This is a genomic window from Rodentibacter caecimuris, assembly GCF_001019715.1.
Taxonomy (GTDB): domain Bacteria; phylum Pseudomonadota; class Gammaproteobacteria; order Enterobacterales; family Pasteurellaceae; genus Rodentibacter; species Rodentibacter caecimuris.
On sequence record NZ_BBXJ01000001.1, the window covers coordinates 179,091 to 197,915 of the forward strand.

General features: G+C 40.5%; 17 protein-coding genes. 2 read left to right on the plus strand and 15 right to left on the minus strand.

What is annotated here, in order from left to right:
• Positions 1-14: 14 nt before the first annotated feature.
• From PNEUHYL_RS00855 to PNEUHYL_RS00870, 4 genes are read right to left on the minus strand one after another with little or no spacing between them, the layout of a single operon-like run.
• Positions 15-302, minus strand: a complete 288-nt coding sequence (locus PNEUHYL_RS00855) for a DUF5374 domain-containing protein (protein ID WP_059365380.1) — start codon at positions 300-302, stop codon at positions 15-17.
• Positions 295-984: a DUF2572 family protein gene (locus tag PNEUHYL_RS00860; protein ID WP_059365381.1), complete on the minus strand. Its 690-nt coding sequence runs from the start codon at positions 982-984 to the stop codon at positions 295-297. Before PNEUHYL_RS00860 ends, PNEUHYL_RS00855 begins: the two co-directional genes overlap by 8 nt.
• Positions 984-1,688, minus strand: coding sequence for a PulJ/GspJ family protein (locus tag PNEUHYL_RS00865; protein ID WP_059365382.1), 705 nt, complete (start codon positions 1,686-1,688; stop codon positions 984-986). Before PNEUHYL_RS00865 ends, PNEUHYL_RS00860 begins: the two co-directional genes overlap by 1 nt.
• Before the next feature lie 4 nt (positions 1,689-1,692).
• A complete protein-coding gene (locus PNEUHYL_RS00870) occupies positions 1,693-2,208 on the minus strand; it encodes a type II secretion system protein (RefSeq protein ID WP_059365383.1) in 516 nt (171 codons plus the stop codon).
• Positions 2,209-2,407: 199 nt separating this feature from the next.
• On the opposite strand from PNEUHYL_RS00870, the gene suhB reads away from it, so the two are divergent.
• Both suhB and PNEUHYL_RS00880 read left to right on the plus strand, forming a co-directional pair.
• Positions 2,408-3,211: an inositol-1-monophosphatase gene (suhB, locus tag PNEUHYL_RS00875; RefSeq protein WP_059365384.1), complete on the plus strand. Its 804-nt coding sequence runs from the start codon at positions 2,408-2,410 to the stop codon at positions 3,209-3,211.
• Between the two features lie 207 nt (positions 3,212-3,418).
• Entirely contained in the window at positions 3,419-4,807 is a 1,389-nt protein-coding gene (locus tag PNEUHYL_RS00880; protein WP_059365385.1) for a cytochrome-c peroxidase, read from the plus strand.
• Between the two features lie 48 nt (positions 4,808-4,855).
• Here PNEUHYL_RS00880 and PNEUHYL_RS00885 read toward each other — a convergent pair whose 3' ends face one another.
• The 11 genes from PNEUHYL_RS00885 to PNEUHYL_RS00935 form a co-directional block, all read right to left on the minus strand.
• Entirely contained in the window at positions 4,856-5,641 is a 786-nt protein-coding gene (locus PNEUHYL_RS00885; protein WP_059365386.1) for a Cof-type HAD-IIB family hydrolase, read from the minus strand.
• Between the two features lie 55 nt (positions 5,642-5,696).
• On the minus strand, positions 5,697-6,164 hold the full coding sequence (gene ybeY, locus PNEUHYL_RS00890; protein WP_059365387.1) for an rRNA maturation RNase YbeY: 468 nt from the start codon (positions 6,162-6,164) through the stop codon (positions 5,697-5,699).
• Position 6,165: 1 nt separating this feature from the next.
• A complete protein-coding gene (locus PNEUHYL_RS00895; RefSeq protein WP_059365388.1) occupies positions 6,166-7,248 on the minus strand; it encodes a PhoH family protein in 1,083 nt (360 codons plus the stop codon).
• A gap of 95 nt (positions 7,249-7,343) precedes the next feature.
• Positions 7,344-9,623: a bifunctional glutamate--cysteine ligase GshA/glutathione synthetase GshB gene (gene gshAB / locus PNEUHYL_RS00900; protein ID WP_059365389.1), complete on the minus strand. Its 2,280-nt coding sequence runs from the start codon at positions 9,621-9,623 to the stop codon at positions 7,344-7,346.
• A 129-nt stretch (positions 9,624-9,752) separates the two neighbouring features.
• Positions 9,753-10,466 carry a TerC family protein gene (locus PNEUHYL_RS00905; protein ID WP_059365390.1) on the minus strand — a complete coding sequence of 238 codons (714 nt, stop codon included), beginning with the start codon at positions 10,464-10,466 and terminating at the stop codon, positions 9,753-9,755.
• Positions 10,467-10,535: 69 nt separating this feature from the next.
• Positions 10,536-12,362: an excinuclease ABC subunit UvrC gene (gene uvrC, locus PNEUHYL_RS00910; RefSeq protein WP_059365391.1), complete on the minus strand. Its 1,827-nt coding sequence runs from the start codon at positions 12,360-12,362 to the stop codon at positions 10,536-10,538.
• A 1-nt stretch (position 12,363) separates the two neighbouring features.
• Positions 12,364-13,128, minus strand: coding sequence for a 3-deoxy-manno-octulosonate cytidylyltransferase (kdsB, locus tag PNEUHYL_RS00915; RefSeq protein WP_059365392.1), 765 nt, complete (start codon positions 13,126-13,128; stop codon positions 12,364-12,366).
• Between the two features lie 51 nt (positions 13,129-13,179).
• A complete protein-coding gene (locus tag PNEUHYL_RS00920) occupies positions 13,180-13,359 on the minus strand; it encodes a Trm112 family protein (RefSeq protein ID WP_059365393.1) in 180 nt (59 codons plus the stop codon).
• Positions 13,352-14,350 carry a tetraacyldisaccharide 4'-kinase gene (lpxK, locus tag PNEUHYL_RS00925; protein WP_059365394.1) on the minus strand — a complete coding sequence of 333 codons (999 nt, stop codon included), beginning with the start codon at positions 14,348-14,350 and terminating at the stop codon, positions 13,352-13,354. The genes PNEUHYL_RS00920 and lpxK overlap by 8 nt, the downstream gene beginning before the upstream one ends.
• 125 nt (positions 14,351-14,475) lie before the next feature.
• A complete protein-coding gene (msbA, locus tag PNEUHYL_RS00930) occupies positions 14,476-16,224 on the minus strand; it encodes a lipid A ABC transporter ATP-binding protein/permease MsbA (protein ID WP_059365395.1) in 1,749 nt (582 codons plus the stop codon).
• A gap of 42 nt (positions 16,225-16,266) precedes the next feature.
• The gene (locus PNEUHYL_RS00935) at positions 16,267-18,648 is read right to left on the minus strand and encodes a DNA internalization-related competence protein ComEC/Rec2 (protein WP_059368790.1); all 2,382 of its coding nucleotides are present in this window, start codon (positions 18,646-18,648) and stop codon (positions 16,267-16,269) included.
• Positions 18,649-18,825 lie beyond the last annotated feature (177 nt).

Below are 18,825 nucleotides of genomic sequence, written 5' to 3' on the forward strand. Positions count from 1 at the left end.
ATTCTACCTGTTTTTTACTCATTTTTCAGGGAAAATTCACCTTGAGAAGAGCGAACAACTACTTGGTTACCCGAGCATTGTATTTGAAATTGTAGATTATTTTGTTTCACTTGTTGTTCACAAGGTAAACCTAAAAATTGTCGTTGTGCTTGATTTTCGGCGATCTGCAACGCTTGAAAATCATGATAAATTTCTGCCGCACTTTTACGCTGATTTGCCGTCCAGCGATTAAATACCAGAAACAATATACTAAACAGCATAATCGTAAACATCACGGAAGTCAGCGACATCCCTTTATTCATTTGAGGCTTTAAAATCACTCCAACTTTTCTCCGCTAATTGCCATTTACTGTATTGTTGCACCAAAGGTTCGATGATCTTTTTACCATAGGCAAGACTAACGCCTTCTAATGTTAGCCGCCCGCCTGTAATCACCGCTCCGCTCACCCGCCCTTTACCCCGTAATATTAAATCCCCTTCTGCTACTAAAATGCCTTGTACTGTGCCATTTACTTCCCATTCCGTTTGTTTCCCATTAAACCAATATAGTTGCGGCATTTTATTCGATACTAATGGGTTAGCAGGCATTGAAAAGAGCGGTCGAAATTCATCAAGATTTTCTAAATGAATCAAGCTTGCCAACAAACCTTGATTATCCCCTTTTGTCGGCGACTTCTTAAATATGGCGGCACGCCGACACCATAGAGAATACTGAATCGAATCTTCTGCCCCCTCAATATTTATAAAAACTTGCCGAACAAGATCCGAATTATCCAAAGGAAGTGTTGAACAGGCATTCTGCTGATCCAATAACGTCATTTTTTGTAACGTTAAGGTTTGTTCTACATAGTTTTTACGCTGCATTTGCTGCGCACGAAAAAAACTCAAAGTGCTATCGTCAAAAAGTAATATCACCGCCAACAAACCGGCAAGAAAAATCAAAATGGCGAGCGTAACAACGCCCTTTCTTCCCTGTTGTTTCATTACTGATTCCACAATGCCACAACCATTGATGTTTCATACTGAATTGTAGAATTCCCTTTTAAATTACCGGCAAGCTGAATTTCAATGCCTTTTCTTTCTGCAATAAAATTAAATTGCAAATGAGTGATTTCGTATTCATTTTCATCAAGTAAATCAGTCCAACCGCCCCCGGCATTACAGGCTGTTTGTTGAAGTGCTTTTTGGCATTCGTTTGATTGACACTTGGCATTGATTGCGCTTTTGTAAGTTTGTTTCGTTTCAACCATTTTGTTATTCAATTTATAACCGAAAAGTTCTTTTTCGACACCCTTTGCCACATTTTGATGCCTATTCAAACAGGTATTTTTAGTATATTTTTCGCCAACACATCCGTTTGCGTTGAGATCATAAAAGAACAAGACACAGCTATTTTGGGGTGCATTATTTGCTTGTGAAATAAGTAACGCTGCGCCTTTTTCATCCAGCTCAAACAAACCGATATTGGTTTCAATCAACTTATTATTTAATGCCCGAAACCCTGCACGACGAAGATCTTTTCCTATAAGCTGAACCGTTCGTTGTAATTCTGCCTGCAATTTTAATTTCAATAAAAGCTGTCGATTCTGAATTTGTATATCAGTATAAAACTGTGAAACGACCAATAAAAGTGCGGATGAAATTGCCAATGCAATCATTAATGCGAGTAATGTTTGCCCTTTTTTCATGGTTTCATCTCGTACACGCACTGGCGGACTGATTAGGTTTCAACTTTAAACTCCCCACATTAAAAAAGGAAAATAATGTGCTCTCATCACCTGCTTGTAATAAAAAACAGTTGGAATCTATCGTATTGCGTATGCCATTAAAACGAGCCATTTCCGTAGGATAAATTTTGGGGCTAATAATCATCGTTTTCTGATCGAAATATGGATAGTAAAAATGCGCATAAACCTCTTTTGGACAGCTTGTCGGAGCAAAACAATCGCAGCGTTTGTCATTTTTGACCTGAGCCGTCATACACCATTGCTTTGTCGTAGGATGACGATTTGCCAAAATAAACCAAATTTCAGAAGAATTTTCCGCCCGCCCCTGAATCTGTCGCAAAAATAAATAAAGGCGATGCTGCTCTTTTGCTAAAATTGTCTTGGGATTATCGGTTTGCCAGAGCGGGAGGCTGAAACTTAATGCAATACTGATAATTGCCAAACCAATTAATAATTCCACTAATGTTAAACCTTTGTGCATAAAAATTTTCCTCATTTTCACCGCACTTTAAGGTATTTTCTCATCGACACAACAACGCTGAATCACTTTTTCGATCATGATCGCAAGATTATGAAAAGGATAAGAAAAAAGTGCCATTTTATGATTTTCAGCTGGTTATTTTTACAAATGCCGCTATAATGGCACGCAAATTTTTGGTTCTTTAAAATCTGGTGAAATTATGAATCCAATGTTGAATATCGCTATTCGCGCGGCACGAAGAGCGGGCAATGTCATTGCTAAAAATTATGAACGCCGTGATGATATCGAAACGTTACAAAAAGGTATCAATGACTACGTTACAAACATAGATAAAGCTGCGGAAGCAGAAATTATCGAAATTATCCGTAAATCTTATCCCGAACACACCGTTATCACTGAAGAGAGCGGTGCTATTGAAGGGAAGGACAGCGATGTTCAATGGATTGTCGATCCACTAGATGGCACTCGCAATTTCATGAACGGCTTACCACACTTTGCCGTATCTATCGCTATCCGTGTAAAAAATCGTACGGAAGTAGGCGTGGTTTACGATCCTATCCGCAACGAATTATTTACTGCGGTACGCGGTGAAGGTGCAAAATTAAATGACGTACGCTTACGTGTTGATGCAAAACGCGAACTTCAAGGCGCGATTGTTGCTACCGGTTTTCCATTCAAACAACCAAAACTTATGCCAACCCAGTTTGCAATGATGAATGCACTCATTGAAGATGCTGCGGATTTCCGTCGCACCGGATCTGCTGCCTTAGATTTATGCTATGTCGCATCAAACCGCGTTGACGGCTATTTTGAAATGGGCATAAAAGCATGGGATTGTGCCGCAGGTGATTTAATTGTACGTGAAGCCGGTGGTTTGGTTTGTGATTTTGAAGCGGGCAATAGCTATTTACGTAGCGGGAATATTGTTGCGGCTCCACCTCGAGTACTAAAAGAAATGTTAAATAAAATTCGCCCTTACTTAGGCAGTAATTTTAAAAACTAAAAAACATTAAAAAAACTAACCGCACTTTTTGCATAACAAAAGGTGCGGTTAGTTTTTTCGTTTGCTCCCTATAAAATAGATATATCTTTATTTCAAACAATCAAATTTATAGTTTTGGCAAATCAAATTTTTTGATTTTTATCAAAAAACGTCACCTTTTTATCAGTGATAATTAGTGGAATTTATTTATCTCTACCGGAGGATTATATGAAAAAGTGGGTACTTGGCGCTGGTGCCTTAAGTGTTATTGGTTATTTAGGTGTGGTGGGTTATCTTCATCAATTTGATAAAGGGCAAGCCACAAAATTATTAGTGGAAAATCACTATTCCGGCGACCAACAAAAAGTCGCAGAAACCCTGCTCAACAATGGATGTCAATATTGCCATAGCCCAAATGCCGATCTCCCGTTCTATTCAGCACTACCTGTTATAAGCAATAAAATGCAAAGTGATATTGAACTGGGGCTTCGCGCATTCCGTATGGATCGTTTACTTGAAGGTGCAAAAGATCCAAGCAAATTATCACAAGCAGATTTAGCAAAATTGCAGCGCGTGATTGAAAATAATGAAATGCCATTACCTGAATTCACCCATTTGCACTGGGGCTCTAAACCTGATGATCAAGAAAAAGCATTTTTACTCAATTGGATTCGTGAAAAACGCCAAATGTTATTACCGCAAGGAACGCCTAATGCTGATGTAAATCGTCTCGTCCAGCCAATTCCGGATAGTATCCCGACAGATGCCGCAAAAGTTGCTCTCGGTCATAGTATTTTCTTTGACGGACGTTTATCGGGCGATGGAAGTATTCAATGCCACACGTGTCACCAATTGGATAAAGGTGGTGTCGATCGTCTTGCCACCTCAACCGGTATTGACGGAAAAAAAGGCCCGATTAATGCACCAACAGTGTTTAATGCCGCCTTCAACTTTGTTCAATTCTGGGATGGTCGTGCAGCGGATTTAGCCGATCAAGCGAAAGGCCCTCCAACAAATCCTCTTGAGATGGGATCGAATTCTTGGGATGAAATCGTCGCACGATTTGAAACGGATGAAGATTTCAAGAAAAGCTTTTTAAAAGAATACCCGCAAATCACAAAAGAAACGCTGACTCACGCTATCGGAGAGTATGAAAAAACTTTGATCACCCCAAATAGTGATTTCGATCGTTATCTAAAAGGTGAACAAACTGCATTAAATGCACAACAACTTCGTGGTTATGAGTTGTTTAAACAACATAAATGCGATACCTGCCATACCGGTGTTTCCCTAGGCGGACAATCCTATGAATATATGGGACTTTATGGCGATTACTTTAAAGATCGCGGTACGCCTTTAACAGAAGCTGATGAAGGTCGTTTTGCCCAAACAAAAGACCCTTACGATATGCATCGTTTTAAAGTACCAACACTACGCAATGTTGCTCTAACCGCCCCTTATTTCCATGATGCTTCGGCAGCTGATCTTAAGGAAGCCGTTCGGGTTATGCTAAAATATCAAAGCAATGTTCAGCAACCAAAACAGCAAGATATTGATGATATCTCCTCATTCTTGGAAAGTTTAACCGGAGAATTCAACGGTGAGAAACTAAAATAGTTTTATAACTTGAAATGGCCGCAAATGCGGTCATTTTTTTATCTATTTTTATTCAGGGAAAATTTCCTCCAGAATCAAAGCTAATCCATCTTCATTATTTGTTGCAGTGACACGCTTGGCGACCTGTTTGATCTCTTCAGGGGCATTGCCCATTGCCACGCCTAAACCGACATTTTCCAGCATATCAAGATCATTAAAGTTATCGCCAAAGGCAATAGCCTCTTCTTCCTTCACGTTGAAATAACTTTCTAAAAAGCGTACGGCATTGCCTTTTGTCGCTGATTTTTCCATAACTTCCAAGAAATTTGGGTGGGAACGACAAATACTCAAATATGGAAACTCGGTTTTTAAACGATTTTCAACGTCAACGATTTCATCCTCTTCACCGATAATTTGAATTTTATGCGGTGAATAGCGCGTATTTTCATCGTAAGGATCAATTTGAATTTTTGTTACACTCTTCTCAAAAGCAACCCATTTATTATTTACATCACGAGCCACACAATCATTATGTGTGTAGTAATTCACCCCTAATGTAGGATACTCTGACAAAACACGGTTAATTTTTTGAATATCTTCCGTTGAAATATTGACGGAATAGAGAGCATTAAACTGGCGATCTAAAATCAACGCACCGCTAAATGCCACAATGACATTGTAATGTTCAATTTGCTTGGCATAAGGCAAAATACCAAGAGGTGAACGGGCTGAAATAGGTACAAAAGGAATACCATTTCGGGTAATACGCTGAATGACAGCTAAGGTTCTTGGGGAAATTTTATGATCTGAGGTTAGTAGCGTTCCATCAAAATCACTGAATACGGCTTTATACATTGTTACTCCAAATTACCGGCAACGGGATTTCTACTAAAAAGTAAAACTACCGTTGCTATTCTTTTTCCAATAAATAAGGATCGGCAAAACCTAAATTTTGCATAATCTGTGTTTCTAGGCTTTCCATTTCTTCGGCTTCTTCATCTTCAATATGATCATAGCCCAATAAATGCAAACTGCCGTGCACCACCATATGTGCCCAATGTGCCATAAGTGGTTTTTCTTGTTCTATGGCTTCACTCTCCACCACTTGGCAACAAATAACCAAATCGCCCAATAAAGGAAGCTCAACTTCATCGGGACAATCAAAGGGAAAAGAAAGTACGTTTGTCGGGCGATCTTTCCCACGATAAGTGAGATTGAGTTCGTGACTTTCCGCCTCATCCACAATACGCACCGTCATTTCCACATTATCACTTTCCGGTTGCACCGCCGCTGTTGCCCATTGTGTAATTTGACTTTCCGTTGGTAAACCTTGTGTATTTTCAGTGGCGATCTGTAAATCAATTAATATATTTCCCATACTATCCTGCTAAATTCTCTGTGAAAACCGACCGCTCTTTTTCCCGCTCTACTTTACGTTGTTCGGCTAACGCTTTGCGGCGGGCTTCATCTTTTATTTCCCATGCCTCATAGGCTTGTACTACTTTTGCCACGACCGGATGACGCACGATGTCTTTACTATCAAAATAATTGAAACTCAACTCAGGGACGTTTTCCAATACCTCAATAGCATGACGCAAGCCTGATTTCGTGCTACGAGGTAAATCGATTTGAGTAATATCGCCGGTAATCACCGCCTTAGAATTAAAGCCGATACGGGTAAGGAACATTTTCATCTGCTCAACGGTCGTATTTTGACTTTCATCTAAAATAATGAAACTGTCATTGAGTGTTCGCCCACGCATATAGGCTAAAGGGGCGATTTCAATCACATTACGCTCCATCAATTTTTGCACACGTTCAAACCCTAACATTTCAAACAGGGCATCATAAAGCGGCCGTAAATAAGGCTCTATTTTTTGCCCTAAATCGCCCGGTAAAAAGCCTAATTTTTCACCCGCCTCTACCGCCGGGCGGGTTAATAACACACGGCGGATTTCTTGTCTTTCCAAGGCTTCTACCGCAGCCGCAACCGCTAAAAAGGTTTTCCCCGTACCTGCCGGCCCGATACCGAAACTAATATCGTGGGTTAAAATATTATGTAAATATTGAATTTGATTTTCACCGCGCGGCTTAATCATCCCTCGTTTAGTTTTAATTGTGGTGCTGTAAACCTTGCTTTCTGTACGATTGAGATCCGCCTGAGAAAGCATTCGGCTTTCTTGTAATGCAATATGTACGTCTTCTAAATCTAATTCTGTAACTTTACCTTTAATAGGTGCGGTTTCCAGATATAAATCTTGAATTAATTTAGCCGCACTTTGTACAAGTTTTTCGTGGTGAGGTTTAGGGCTTTCTTCATTTGATTTGATGGTAAACGTGAAGTTATTTCGAGAAATATTGAGATTAAATTCTGTTTCAATCAACTTAAGATGATCGTCAAATGCACCGCAAAGTGATTGAAGACGTGTATTGTCTTGGGGTTCGAGAGTGAATGTTGTCATTAAGATTGCTTATGGTTAATTTTTATTTAGTTGGAGATTATTTTAATCAATTATTGGAAAGTGCGGTCAAAATTAACCGCACTTTTTAACAACGTTTAACGCACTTTCAGTTCCGGAAATAACATTTCCAGCACATTCAAAGTGACACGACGGGATTTGCCGGCATAAGGGAAAATATGCATCATCATCATCGGATTGAAGTTTGCTTCAATCACACCCCATGATTGCAAATTATTTTCCGCCGGTTTGGTTAGATCAGGAATAATCAAATCCACACCGCAAACGGCAGCGCCCATCGCTTTGGCAATCCCAACCGCAAGTTGTTTATAACTTTCATGCATTTGTTCCGTCATATCGATAGAATCGCCGCCGGTACTAATATTTGAATTAGCCCGTAACTGCACAATAAGATCCCTTGGCGGAATAGAATCGACCGTCCATCCTTGCTCTTTTAATTGAAGTTTCTCAATATCACCCAAAGCAATTTTTTTCAATGGGGTACGGCTGCCGTCGCCACGTAAAGGATGATCGTTTTTCATTTCGACCAATTCTTTCACAGTATGTTCGCCATCACCGACGACATTCGCCGGTACTCGTAATAATACCGCCAAGGTTTGCCCGCCCAGTACAAAGAAACGATATTCGGTACCGACTAAATAATCTTCTATCATAATTTCGTTATCTTCACGGAAAGCAATTTCTACCGCTTTGGCAAAATCATCGCGGTTTTGTACACCTTGTTGGAAAATCGTAATTCCCAGACCAAAATTCGTAGATTTCGGTTTAATCACCACTGCACGGTTCTCAAAAAGTGGGAAACTTTCAACCGCACTTTTCACATCCGTAAATTCAACACTTTGCGGCACATTAAAACCGGCTTTTGCCAACACTTTTTTGGTAACCACTTTATTTTCCATAATTAATGGCGAAATATAGCGATCATGTGAAGTCATATTGCCATTTTTCACATATTCAAGATGATCACCGTATTGCAAACTGAGGAATTGATCACGCTCGTCTAAAATCTCGAGCTTCAGCCCTTTTTGAATTGCATCAAACATTAATGCCTGTGTCGAAAGTTCCATATTGTCAAAACCAGATAAGGCATAGAAACGTTCGAACACATTTTTCTTATTGCCTTTCGCAATATCCGCCCCTAATTTCTGATAGCCCCCGAATTGATCAATAGCGACGACAACGTTGGCACAGAGCGTGTCACGCGGATTCGCAAATTGTGCAAATTTTTCTTTTGCGATAGCTTTAATTTCATCACCGGCTTGAAGTGCTTCAAGCATATTCAGCATTTGAAGTAATACTAACTCCCCTTCGACAGCGTAAGCCGTTGGTGATAAAGGATCTTCCCAAGACACTTCGGCAAGACGGGTTTTGCCTAATTCGATGTCACCTTGATCAGCCGTATGATCCAACCATGCCATCAATAAAATGAAATAATGGATGAATTTCGCATCTTCCAATGTAATGCCATACGGTGCAAAAGGATTGAGATCAAAGAGTCGGAACTCAAGATATTGGATACCCGTTTTGAGTAAGTCACGGGCTTTTGCCGCACCACGCAAACGCACATTAGAATAGAATTCTTTTTCTGCAATCAACTTGCCGCTATTTACCCAATGCTCAAGGCTGTCAACGTAGGACTGTAAACTATTAAAAGAAACTTTGATTTCAGGTTCATTCACATAACCGAAAGGGCTCGAACGCAAGCTACGCACATATTGATTGGGTTGAAGCGGTGTTCCGTCACGGAAATAATTTTCATCAACGGTTGGCGTAGCAGAGAACAAATAAAGCAGAATCCATTGATAGCGAAGGAAATTTTTCGCAATTTTCAGATATAAATCATTCTGAAAATCCACCGCACTTGTTTGTTTCGTTTGAGCTTCAAAAAGTGCTTGAACAAATGCCGGATCCAATTGGAAATTATAGTGAATACCACTGACCATTTGTTTATATTTGCCGTAGTTTTTCACTAAATGTTCACGATATGCCACATCTTCCGGATTATCCAATTGCGCAACCTTAATTTGCTTTTCCGGTGGCAACCCTGCCGGCATACTGAATGGGAAAATATATTCATTTTCGGGAAGCGTACGCAATGTCACTTCATGAATAGCAGAAAGCCAACGTAATGCATTTTCTAATGTTTTACTTGGCGGCGTAACCAGCTCCAGTTGGCTTTCAGCAAAATCCGTTTGAATATAAGGATGAAAACTACGATTACCAAAGGCTTTCGGATGTTCGGTGGTGACAATAGAACCGTCTGCGTAAACACGCTGGCTTTCTTTTTCAATACCGAATAAACCTTGTTGGAAAAGTAATTCAAGATGATGTTGTTTAATTATGTTCTGGATATTCATAGTAAGTCCCTTTAGAAAATGTCCTAGTATTATGGTTGGATTCTTCAGAAAAATAAATAAGAAAATTGAATAGAACGAAAATATTAATTTATATAAAAAATGCGCTCATTTCTGACCGCACTTTTCTGACTATTTTATTAATTTTCTCATTCGAATATTCAACACTTCTACTACTAGGGAAAAACCCATTGCGAAATAAATATAGCCTTTTGAGATATGTATATCAAGGCTTTCTGCAATGAGGCTGATTCCCACTAAAATTAAAAATGCCAAAGCAAGAATTTTTAACGTTGGGTGAGTGTCCACAAAATCACCGATTGGTTTTGCGGCAAATAACATCACACCGACAGCAAAGATGATCGCTAAAATCATCACCGGTAAATGCTCCGCCATACCGACGGCAGTAATCACCGAATCAAGGGAAAACACAATATCTAATATGGCTATTTGAATCAATACACCAAAATAACTGACTTTCTTTTCATTTTCATTTTTATGATGATCTTCAGGATGAAGTGCTTCTTTAATTTCACCGATACTTTTTATAACCAAGAACAAGCCGCCCAAGAATAAAATTAAATCCCGCCCTGAAATCTCTTGATTGAACAAAGTAAACAGCGGTTCGGTTAATTTCATCATCCAAGCAAGCGACATCAAAAGTAAAATTCGGGTGATCATCGCTAAAGATAAACCGATAACCCGACCGGACTGACGTTGATGTGCCGGTAAACGTCCTACTAAAATACTAATAAAAATAATATTATCGATCCCTAACACAATTTCAAGTGCGGTTAATGTCGCAAGAGAAAGCCAAGCCTCGGGATCACTAAGCCATTCAAACATAATTTGTTCCTATAAAAATTCAAAAAGCGGATCATAATCACTTTATGAAGAAAAGCAATGAGTATTTCATCAATTCCTCAAGGTTTCATAGATCGTTTCCGCCAATTTTCTTGAAATTCCCGGCACGGAAGCGATCTCATCGACGGTGGCATTTTTCACGCCTTGCAAACCACCAAGGTATTTCAATAGGGCTTGACGGCGTTTCGCCCCAACTCCCTCAAGACTTTCCAAACCGCTGTGGGTAAAGGCATTTTGGCGTTTTTTGCGGTGTCCGCTAATGGCGTGATTATGGCTTTCATCACGAATATGCTGGATTAAATGCAGCGCTAAACTATCATCGGGTAAATGAATTTCTCGATTTTGTTTGCTGATAATCAGTACCTCTTGCCCTGCTCGGCGATCGACGCCTTTTGCCACACCAATTAAGTGCGGCCGATTTTTATCCCATTTTACATTCAACTGCTGAAATACAGCTAACGCCCGATTAAGTTGCCCTTTTCCGCCATCAATAAAGATTACATCAGGGATTTTCTCCTCTTCTAAATCTCGATCATAGCGTTTTTTGAGCGCTTGTTCCATTGCCGCATAGTCATCACCACCGGTAATGCCCTCAATGTTAAATCGCCGATAATCGGATTTTAGCGGGCCTTCTTGATTGAACACCACACAAGATGCCACCGTTTGATTTCCCATCGTATGACTAATATCAAAACATTCCATTCGCTTAATTTCCGACACGTTAAGTAACTCGCATAAGGCTTGATAACGCTCGGACATTCGTGAGGATTGCTTGAGTTGGCTGGCAAGCGCCACTTTCGCATTCACTTGTGCCAACTGTAAATATTTTCCTTTATCCCCTTTCACGCTTTCTTGGATCGTAACTTTTCTACCGGCTTGCTCGGTAAGGAGTGTTTCCAATTCTGTTTTTTCAGCGAGTTTTCGATCCACAATAATACTATTGGGAATAGTTCTGCCCTGATGTCCCTGTAAATAAAATTGCCCAACAAAAGTTTCCGTCAACTCGGAAAGATCCGTATTTGCCGGTACTTTCGGGAAATAACTGCGATTGCCCAATACTTTTCCTTGGCGGATAAACATTACTTGCACACAGGCTAAACCATGTTGATAAGCGATCGACATAATATCCATATCGTCCAATCGCTCATTAGAGACAAACTGTTTTTCGATGACCGATCGCACCGCTTGGATTTGATCGCGATAACGTGCCGCTTGTTCAAAATCCAAACTTTGGCTTGCTTGATCCATTTTGCCGATCAAATAATCCAGCACTTGTTGATCTTTGCCTTGTAAAAATAAACGGGCCAATTCCACTTGTTGAGAATACTCTTCGTCGGTTACATAGCCGGCTACACAAGGCGCAGAACAACGCTCAATTTGATATTGCAAGCAAGGGCGGGAACGATTGGCATAGACAGAATTTTCGCACTGACGCACCGGGAATAATTTTTGGATCAAAGATAAGGTTTCCCGTACCGCCCCGGCGTGGGGATAAGGGCCAAAATATTCACCGGCAATTTTTTTTGCACCGCGATAAGCGGTAATACGCGGATGACGCTCTTTCGTCAATAAAATAAAAGGATAGGATTTATCATCACGCAGCAACACATTATAACGGGGCTGATACTGTTTGATGTAATTATGCTCTAATAACAGCGCTTCCGTTTCAGAAGAAGTGATCGTGGTGTCAATATGATGAATAGCGGCGACCAACGCTTCCGTTTTCTTACTACTGAGATTGGATCTAAAATAACTCGATAGACGCTTTTTTAAATCCTTCGCTTTCCCCACATAAATAACCTGATCTTTATCGTCATACATACGATAAACGCCGGGTTCATGAGAAACATTGGTCAGGAATTTTTTTGCATCAAACATCTTAATTCGCCGCTAAAATCGACCGCACTTTTTCTAAATCTTCCATCGTATCTACGCCCACAGCAGGCACTTCCTTCGCCAGTTCCACATGAATTCTCTCCGCATTCCATAGCACCCGTAGCTGTTCCAATTTTTCTAAATTTTCCAACACGGTAGGTTCCCACTGCACATATTTCTTGATAAAACCGGCACGGTAAGCATAAATACCGATATGACGCAAATATACATCCGTCAATGCTACCTTCGCGACATCTTGCAAGCCCATAAATCGGTCGCGGTCATAAGGTATGACCGAGCGGGAAAAATACAGCACATAGCCTGATTTATCCGCCACCAGTTTAACCACATTTGGATTAAACAGTTCTTCCGCTTCGTGAATTTTCACTGCAAGGGTTGCCATATTCACGTTAAATTTTGCTAAATTTTCCGCCACTTGGCGAACAATCACCGGCGGAATAAGCGGTTCATCGCCTTGGATATTCACAATAATTTCATCATCAGGAATAGCAAGTTTTTCCACCACCTCGGCTAAACGCTCTGTGCCTGAATTGTGATGTTCCGATGTCATACAAACTTCCGCCCCAAAACCTTGTGCAATTTTCTCCACATTTTCGTTATCGGTCGCAATAATCACGCGACTTGCCCCTGATTGTCGGGCTTTTTCAAATACGTGTTGAATCATCGGTTTTCCGACAATTTCTGCGAGAGGTTTCCCCGGTAAGCGGGATGAAGAAAAACGAGCAGGGATAATGACAGTAAATGACATAAAATATTCCTTGTTATCTTAATAATCCTAAAGAGTTCATAGCCGAAAAGGTTAATCAGCAAGCTTTTCCGCTTTTTCTGCAAGCAATATCGGCACGCCGTTTTCAATAGGATAAGCTAAATGTTCATAGCGACAAATGAATCGTTGATTTTCGGCATCATATTGCAAGCGGGCTAAGCAACGAGGGCAAGCGATTACGTCAAGCAATTTTGGGTTGATTCGCTCAGGCATTTTTGTATTGTTCCACCAATTTGTCAATTTTCTTCCAAAAGTGCGGTAAATTTTCGCCTTGTTTTTCAAGCTCTGATATTTCCGCCTCTACCGGCACATACCACCAATTTTCTTTTGCAAACTCTCGGCATTTTACCGCATCTTTTTCCGTCATAAAGAGCGGTTGGTTTTGTGAGAATTTTTCTAACTGTGCGACTTCAAAATGTTGATGATCCTGAAAACCTTGAGTTTGTAGTAATTTGATTCCTAATTTTTCCAACATTGTAAAAAATCGTTGCGGATGCCCAATTCCCGCAATGGCAGCTCCGGAGGAAAATTCATTTAACAAGCGTTTTTCATTGGTTTTTAAATTAATGGCATAGCGAGGAAGTAAGCTCATCACCACATCGGAATACTGATTTTTCCCCCCGTTAGTGATAATCAGATCTACGTTTTTTAATCGGGCGGGTAATTCCCGCAACGGCCCGGCAGGCAATACAAACCCATTGCCAAGCCCCCGTTCGGCGTCCATTACCACAATTTCAACATCCCGTTGTAACTTATAATGTTGTAACCCATCGTCTGAAATAATGATGTCGCAATCAGCTTGGTTCAAGAGTAATTCAATCGCTTGCCGGCGATTTGGCGAAATAACAACAGGTACACCGGTACGTTTAGCAATAAGAACCGGTTCGTCTCCTCCTTCAAAAGGAGGCGTATCTGCTGTCACCAACAACGGATACGTTTTAGCGTGGCTACCATAACCACGAGAAATCACACCGACACGCCATCCGCGTTTTTTCATCTCTTCTGCCAACCACACTACAACCGGCGTTTTGCCATTGCCGCCAACGGACAGATTTCCGACAATCACAACGGGCTTCGCGGCACGATAAACAGCAATGAAACCTAAAGAAAACAACATTCGGCGAGTTTGACTAATTAACCAAAATAACAGCGAAAATGGTAGAAGAAGCCAAGCAAGTTTGGAGTGAGAATACCAAAATGGCATAAATGTTCCTCTCAAAAGTGCGGATAAAATAACGCGAGTTTTTTAACCCGCGTTTTAGCGTCTTTGGGCTTTTATTTTTGACCTGCGTTATCGGCAAAAATTACTCTAGCCCTTAACATTCAAAGCTAACCGCTAAACTGCATACTATGCAGCTGTTTGTACGCCCCGTCCAAAGCAAGTAGTTCATGATGACTACCCCGTTCGCGAATTTCCCCATGTTCGACCACAAGAATTTCATCCGCATTTTCAATCGTAGATAAACGGTGCGCAATCACTAATACCGTCCGATCTTTTTTCAATTCATCAAGTGCCGATTGAATCGCTCGTTCGGATTCCGTATCAAGGGCGGAAGTCGCCTCGTCTAAAATTAACACCGGTGAATTACGAAGTAAGGCACGGGCTATCGCCAAACGCTGACGCTGCCCGCCAGAAAGGCTTGCGCCGTTTTCCCCAATCATGGTATCAAACCCATTTGGTAATTTTTCGATAAACTCTAACGCATAAGCTGCTTTTGCCGCAGCGATAATTTCCTCACGTGAATATTTATCACTTGCCGCATAAGCGATGTTATTTGCAACCGTATCATTAAATAGATGTACTTGCTGTGAAACGACCGCACAATTTTCACGTAAATTTGATAGGCGATAATCTTGAATATTCACACCATCAAGCAAAATCTCGCCTTGTTCAACATCATAAAAACGGGTAACAAGATTGGCGATAGTAGATTTCCCCGAACCGGAACGCCCCACCAAAGCAACGGTTTTTCCGGCAGGAATCTTGAATGAAATATGATTTAAGGCAAGCTCGGCTTTATCCTGATAAGCAAAACTCACATTTTTAAACTCTAATTCGCCTTTTGCCGGTTCCGCTTTATAAGTACCGTTATCTTTTTCCGCCTCTAAATCCAAAATTGCAAACAACGTTTGGCAAGCCGCCATTCCACGTTGAAATTGGGAATTTACATTGGTTAAGGATTTAAGCGGGCGCATCATCGCTAACATAGATGAAAAAACCACAGTAAAAGAACCCGCACTTAGATTATCATCGGCAATTAATGGCGTCGTGGCTAAATAAAGCACGGCGGCTAACGCAAGAGAGGCGATAATTTGTACCACAGGATCAGAAATCGCATCGGCAGTGACCATTTTCATGCCCTTGCGACGCATATCATTACTCACGTGATTAAAACGCTCTTCTTCCACATTTTGACCGCCAAAAGATAAAACGACTTTATGTCCTTTCAACATTTGTTCGGTGGTAGATGTCAATTCGCCCATTGAATCTTGTAGATTTTTACTGAGTTTGCGGAAGATTTTTGACACCATACGAATCAATAGGGCAATAATCGGCCCGATAATGAAAAGCACCAACGTTAATTCCCAACTGGTATAAAACATCACAACAAGTAAGGAAATGATATAAGCCCCTTCACGCACAATGGTAACAAGGGAATTAGAAGAGGAATTGGCGATCATTTCGGAATCGTAAGTAATACGGGAAAGCAATTTTCCGGAGGGATTACGATCAAAAAAGCTGACCGGCATAAACATTAAATGTTTAAATAAGCGGCGACGCATTGTCATCACAACCTTGCCGGAAACCCATGCCAAGCAATAGTTGGAAATAAAGCTACTCAGTCCGCGTAGAAAAATCATGCCGACAACAACAAACGCCATCGTTTTTAAAAAAGCATGATCGGTTTTACCAAATCCATCGTCAAGCAAGGGTTTCAACAAATAAATTAAGCCGGAATCCGCCAAAGCATTTAGCACAAGGGCGACTGCCGCAACTACCAGCCCGGATTTAAAGGGCTTAATCATTGGCCACAAACGCTTAAACGTTTGTACTGTGGAAAGATCTTTATCTTGCATATTAATTAATTATCTTCAAAAAAATTCGCCGCATTGTACCTTTTATTCGGGTAAGAATCCAATCGGACGGGCATACCAAGGCGAAAAAGCATTTTTTTGGCGTGAGATTTTCCATCCGTTATCATAAAAACTAACACGAATTTGCCCCGAAACAGCCGTATTTTCGACCGCACTTTGATGTCGTTTAAGACGTTCAATAACGGTTGGATGGGGAAATTTCCAAGGATTCCAACGCCCGCTTGAAATAATCGCAAAATCCGGTTTGGTGTGTGAAACCAAAATCTCGCCTGTAGAAGTTTTGCTACCATGATGTCCGACTTGTAACACATTGATTTTGCCTAAAGTGCGGGCAAAAATGTGCTCGTTTTTCGTCTCTGCATCGCCGGTAAGCAAGACACGATATTTGCCATCTTCTAATAAAATGACACAAGAATTCGGATTATCCGCCCGTATAACGACTTTCTGCGGTGAAAGAATACGAAAATGAATCCCCTGCCATTCCCATTCTTTTCCGGCAATACAAAAATCCCGATGAATTTCACCATAGCTTTTTTCAGACGAAGTGATGAATTCTGCATTTGGATAGTTTCTTAAAATGACCTTTGCCCCACCGGAATGATCGTTATCGTCGTGGCTTAAAATAAGTTTATCCAAAGTTATTCCTTCTCGCCGTAAATAAGGCAAAATTTCCAATTCGGCCATTGAACCGCCTTGCCACGCCGAACCGGTATCGTACAAAATCGCCCGACTATTTTTTACAATTAAAGTTGCCAGACCTTGCCCCACATCTAAGGTATCCAACTGCCAAATCGGTTTCTGATATTGTCGAATCGTAACAAACAATAAAGATGAAACGGCAATACCGACAGAACCCCAAACGGCTTGTTTTTTGTAAATTGTCGGCAATGCTCTATTAGTCTCTAATGTAAAATATTTCGCTGATTTTATTTTCCAAGCCTTTTGCAAAAGGCTTTTTTCACGGTAGATTCCAACAATAATCAGAAGAAAAAACAGGCTGAAAAAGGCGGTTAAAATGAGTGATAAATTCAATGAGACACTCAGCCAGTTTCCCTGAAAAAAGGCAATAAGTTGCGTAATACCCTCTGCCAAACTATTTGCCAATTGCCAAGAATACAGCGCCCCATTGCTTAGCACGGCAAATAAGATCACAGGGATAAGAAAAAAACTATATAAGGGGACGGCCAGCAAATTGGCGAAAAAACCGCTCAGTGATATTCCATTAAATAAAATAAGTTGTAACGGCGTAAATAACAGCAATAAACCGAACTGCAAATGAAATAAGCCCAAAATCCACCGCACTTTAGGTAAAAAAGGGTTAAACCGCCATTGAAACAAAGAAAGAGGTAGGTAACGATACCAAATAATGAGACAAAATACCGCCCCTATCGAAAGCCAAAAACTCGTTGAAAGAGGCATAAGAGGATCACACAGTAGAAGAAAGGCGATAATTAAGATAAAAAGCCGGAAAGCCGAATAATAACGGCGTTGTGATTGTATTATTAAAACTAAAAACAAAGCGGAAATTGCCCGAAAAGTGGGGACATTAAAGCCAGCCAGATAAGCATAAAATAAGGCAAACAAAGCCCCTAACCACAGCGGGAAAACAGGGTGAATATACTTTGTCGGCAGGAAAAACTGTGCCAATCTGACCAATAACAACCCTATTCCCATAGCTAATCCGATATGTAAACCGGAAATCGCAATTAAATGTCCCGTATTCGTCTGTTGATAAATTTGCCATGTCGTTTGATCCAACCATGCCCGTTCCCCAAAAGCTAAGGCGATCAGTAAACCTTGTAAAGAAAGCGTTTCAGTTTGTTTTAATGCCTGCCATAATTTTTTTTCACGCCATGAAAGATTGCTGTCGATTTTGACCGCACTTTTTAAATGCCCCGTCGCCGTCACACCTTGAGAAAAATACCATTGTTGGCGATCAAATCCTCCAAAATTTAATCTTGCAGAAAGTGGTTTGACAGAAACTTCGCCTTGCCATTTTTCGCCTAAAAAAGGCTTTGCTTGCGCTTTCCAATTAAGAAAAATTCGTTGTTCCTTGTTATTTAGTATCGTACGGGCAATCACCGTTTGGTATTCCTGCTGATGTAACACCCTTTCAATTTGTAAAAGTAAATTTTGTTTTTCAGGCAAGATTTCATTGGCTTGTTGTAATAAATTCAACGCAGCAGAATGTGTATAACCGAATGCCAAAATAACAACATTCAATGTGATGCAACAATGAAACAGCCATATTTTTTTGAACCAATAGAAGAAAAAGGCGGTCAGAGTGAAAATTAAATGACATAGTAACGTCGGTTTCCAACCGATCAGCATAAAATCGGGTAGGAATATTAACGATAACGAAGCACAAATCAGACTTATTGCCAAGGTAAACAAATTTAAAGGCATTGGGAATAAGAGTAATGAATGAAATGTGCGCACACTATGTATTTTTAAATTAGCAAACAATCTTTTCTCCTAAATTTTGAGATCTTGATCGCAAAATAAAATTTTAGTGAGGAAATTTTGTTTGCTAAAAGGGGCAACATCTGATATTTATATCGCCCTCAAAAAGGTGGGTTTCTC

Coding starts and splice junctions, on each gene's coding strand:
- PNEUHYL_RS00855 (WP_059365380.1), bottom strand. CDS start 302: ATGAATAAAGGGATGTCGCTGACTTCCGTGATGTTTACGATTATGCTG.
- PNEUHYL_RS00860 (WP_059365381.1), bottom strand. CDS start 984: ATGAAACAACAGGGAAGAAAGGGCGTTGTTACGCTCGCCATTTTGATT.
- PNEUHYL_RS00865 (WP_059365382.1), bottom strand. CDS start 1,688: ATGAAAAAAGGGCAAACATTACTCGCATTAATGATTGCATTGGCAATT.
- PNEUHYL_RS00870 (WP_059365383.1), bottom strand. CDS start 2,208: ATGCACAAAGGTTTAACATTAGTGGAATTATTAATTGGTTTGGCAATT.
- suhB (WP_059365384.1), top strand. CDS start 2,408: ATGAATCCAATGTTGAATATCGCTATTCGCGCGGCACGAAGAGCGGGC.
- PNEUHYL_RS00880 (WP_059365385.1), top strand. CDS start 3,419: ATGAAAAAGTGGGTACTTGGCGCTGGTGCCTTAAGTGTTATTGGTTAT.
- PNEUHYL_RS00885 (WP_059365386.1), bottom strand. CDS start 5,641: ATGTATAAAGCCGTATTCAGTGATTTTGATGGAACGCTACTAACCTCA.
- ybeY (WP_059365387.1), bottom strand. CDS start 6,164: ATGGGAAATATATTAATTGATTTACAGATCGCCACTGAAAATACACAA.
- PNEUHYL_RS00895 (WP_059365388.1), bottom strand. CDS start 7,248: ATGACAACATTCACTCTCGAACCCCAAGACAATACACGTCTTCAATCA.
- gshAB (WP_059365389.1), bottom strand. CDS start 9,623: ATGAATATCCAGAACATAATTAAACAACATCATCTTGAATTACTTTTC.
- PNEUHYL_RS00905 (WP_059365390.1), bottom strand. CDS start 10,466: ATGTTTGAATGGCTTAGTGATCCCGAGGCTTGGCTTTCTCTTGCGACA.
- uvrC (WP_059365391.1), bottom strand. CDS start 12,362: ATGTTTGATGCAAAAAAATTCCTGACCAATGTTTCTCATGAACCCGGC.
- kdsB (WP_059365392.1), bottom strand. CDS start 13,128: ATGTCATTTACTGTCATTATCCCTGCTCGTTTTTCTTCATCCCGCTTA.
- PNEUHYL_RS00920 (WP_059365393.1), bottom strand. CDS start 13,359: ATGCCTGAGCGAATCAACCCAAAATTGCTTGACGTAATCGCTTGCCCT.
- lpxK (WP_059365394.1), bottom strand. CDS start 14,350: ATGCCATTTTGGTATTCTCACTCCAAACTTGCTTGGCTTCTTCTACCA.
- msbA (WP_059365395.1), bottom strand. CDS start 16,224: ATGCAAGATAAAGATCTTTCCACAGTACAAACGTTTAAGCGTTTGTGG.
- PNEUHYL_RS00935 (WP_059368790.1), bottom strand. CDS start 18,648: ATGCCTTTAAATTTGTTTACCTTGGCAATAAGTCTGATTTGTGCTTCG.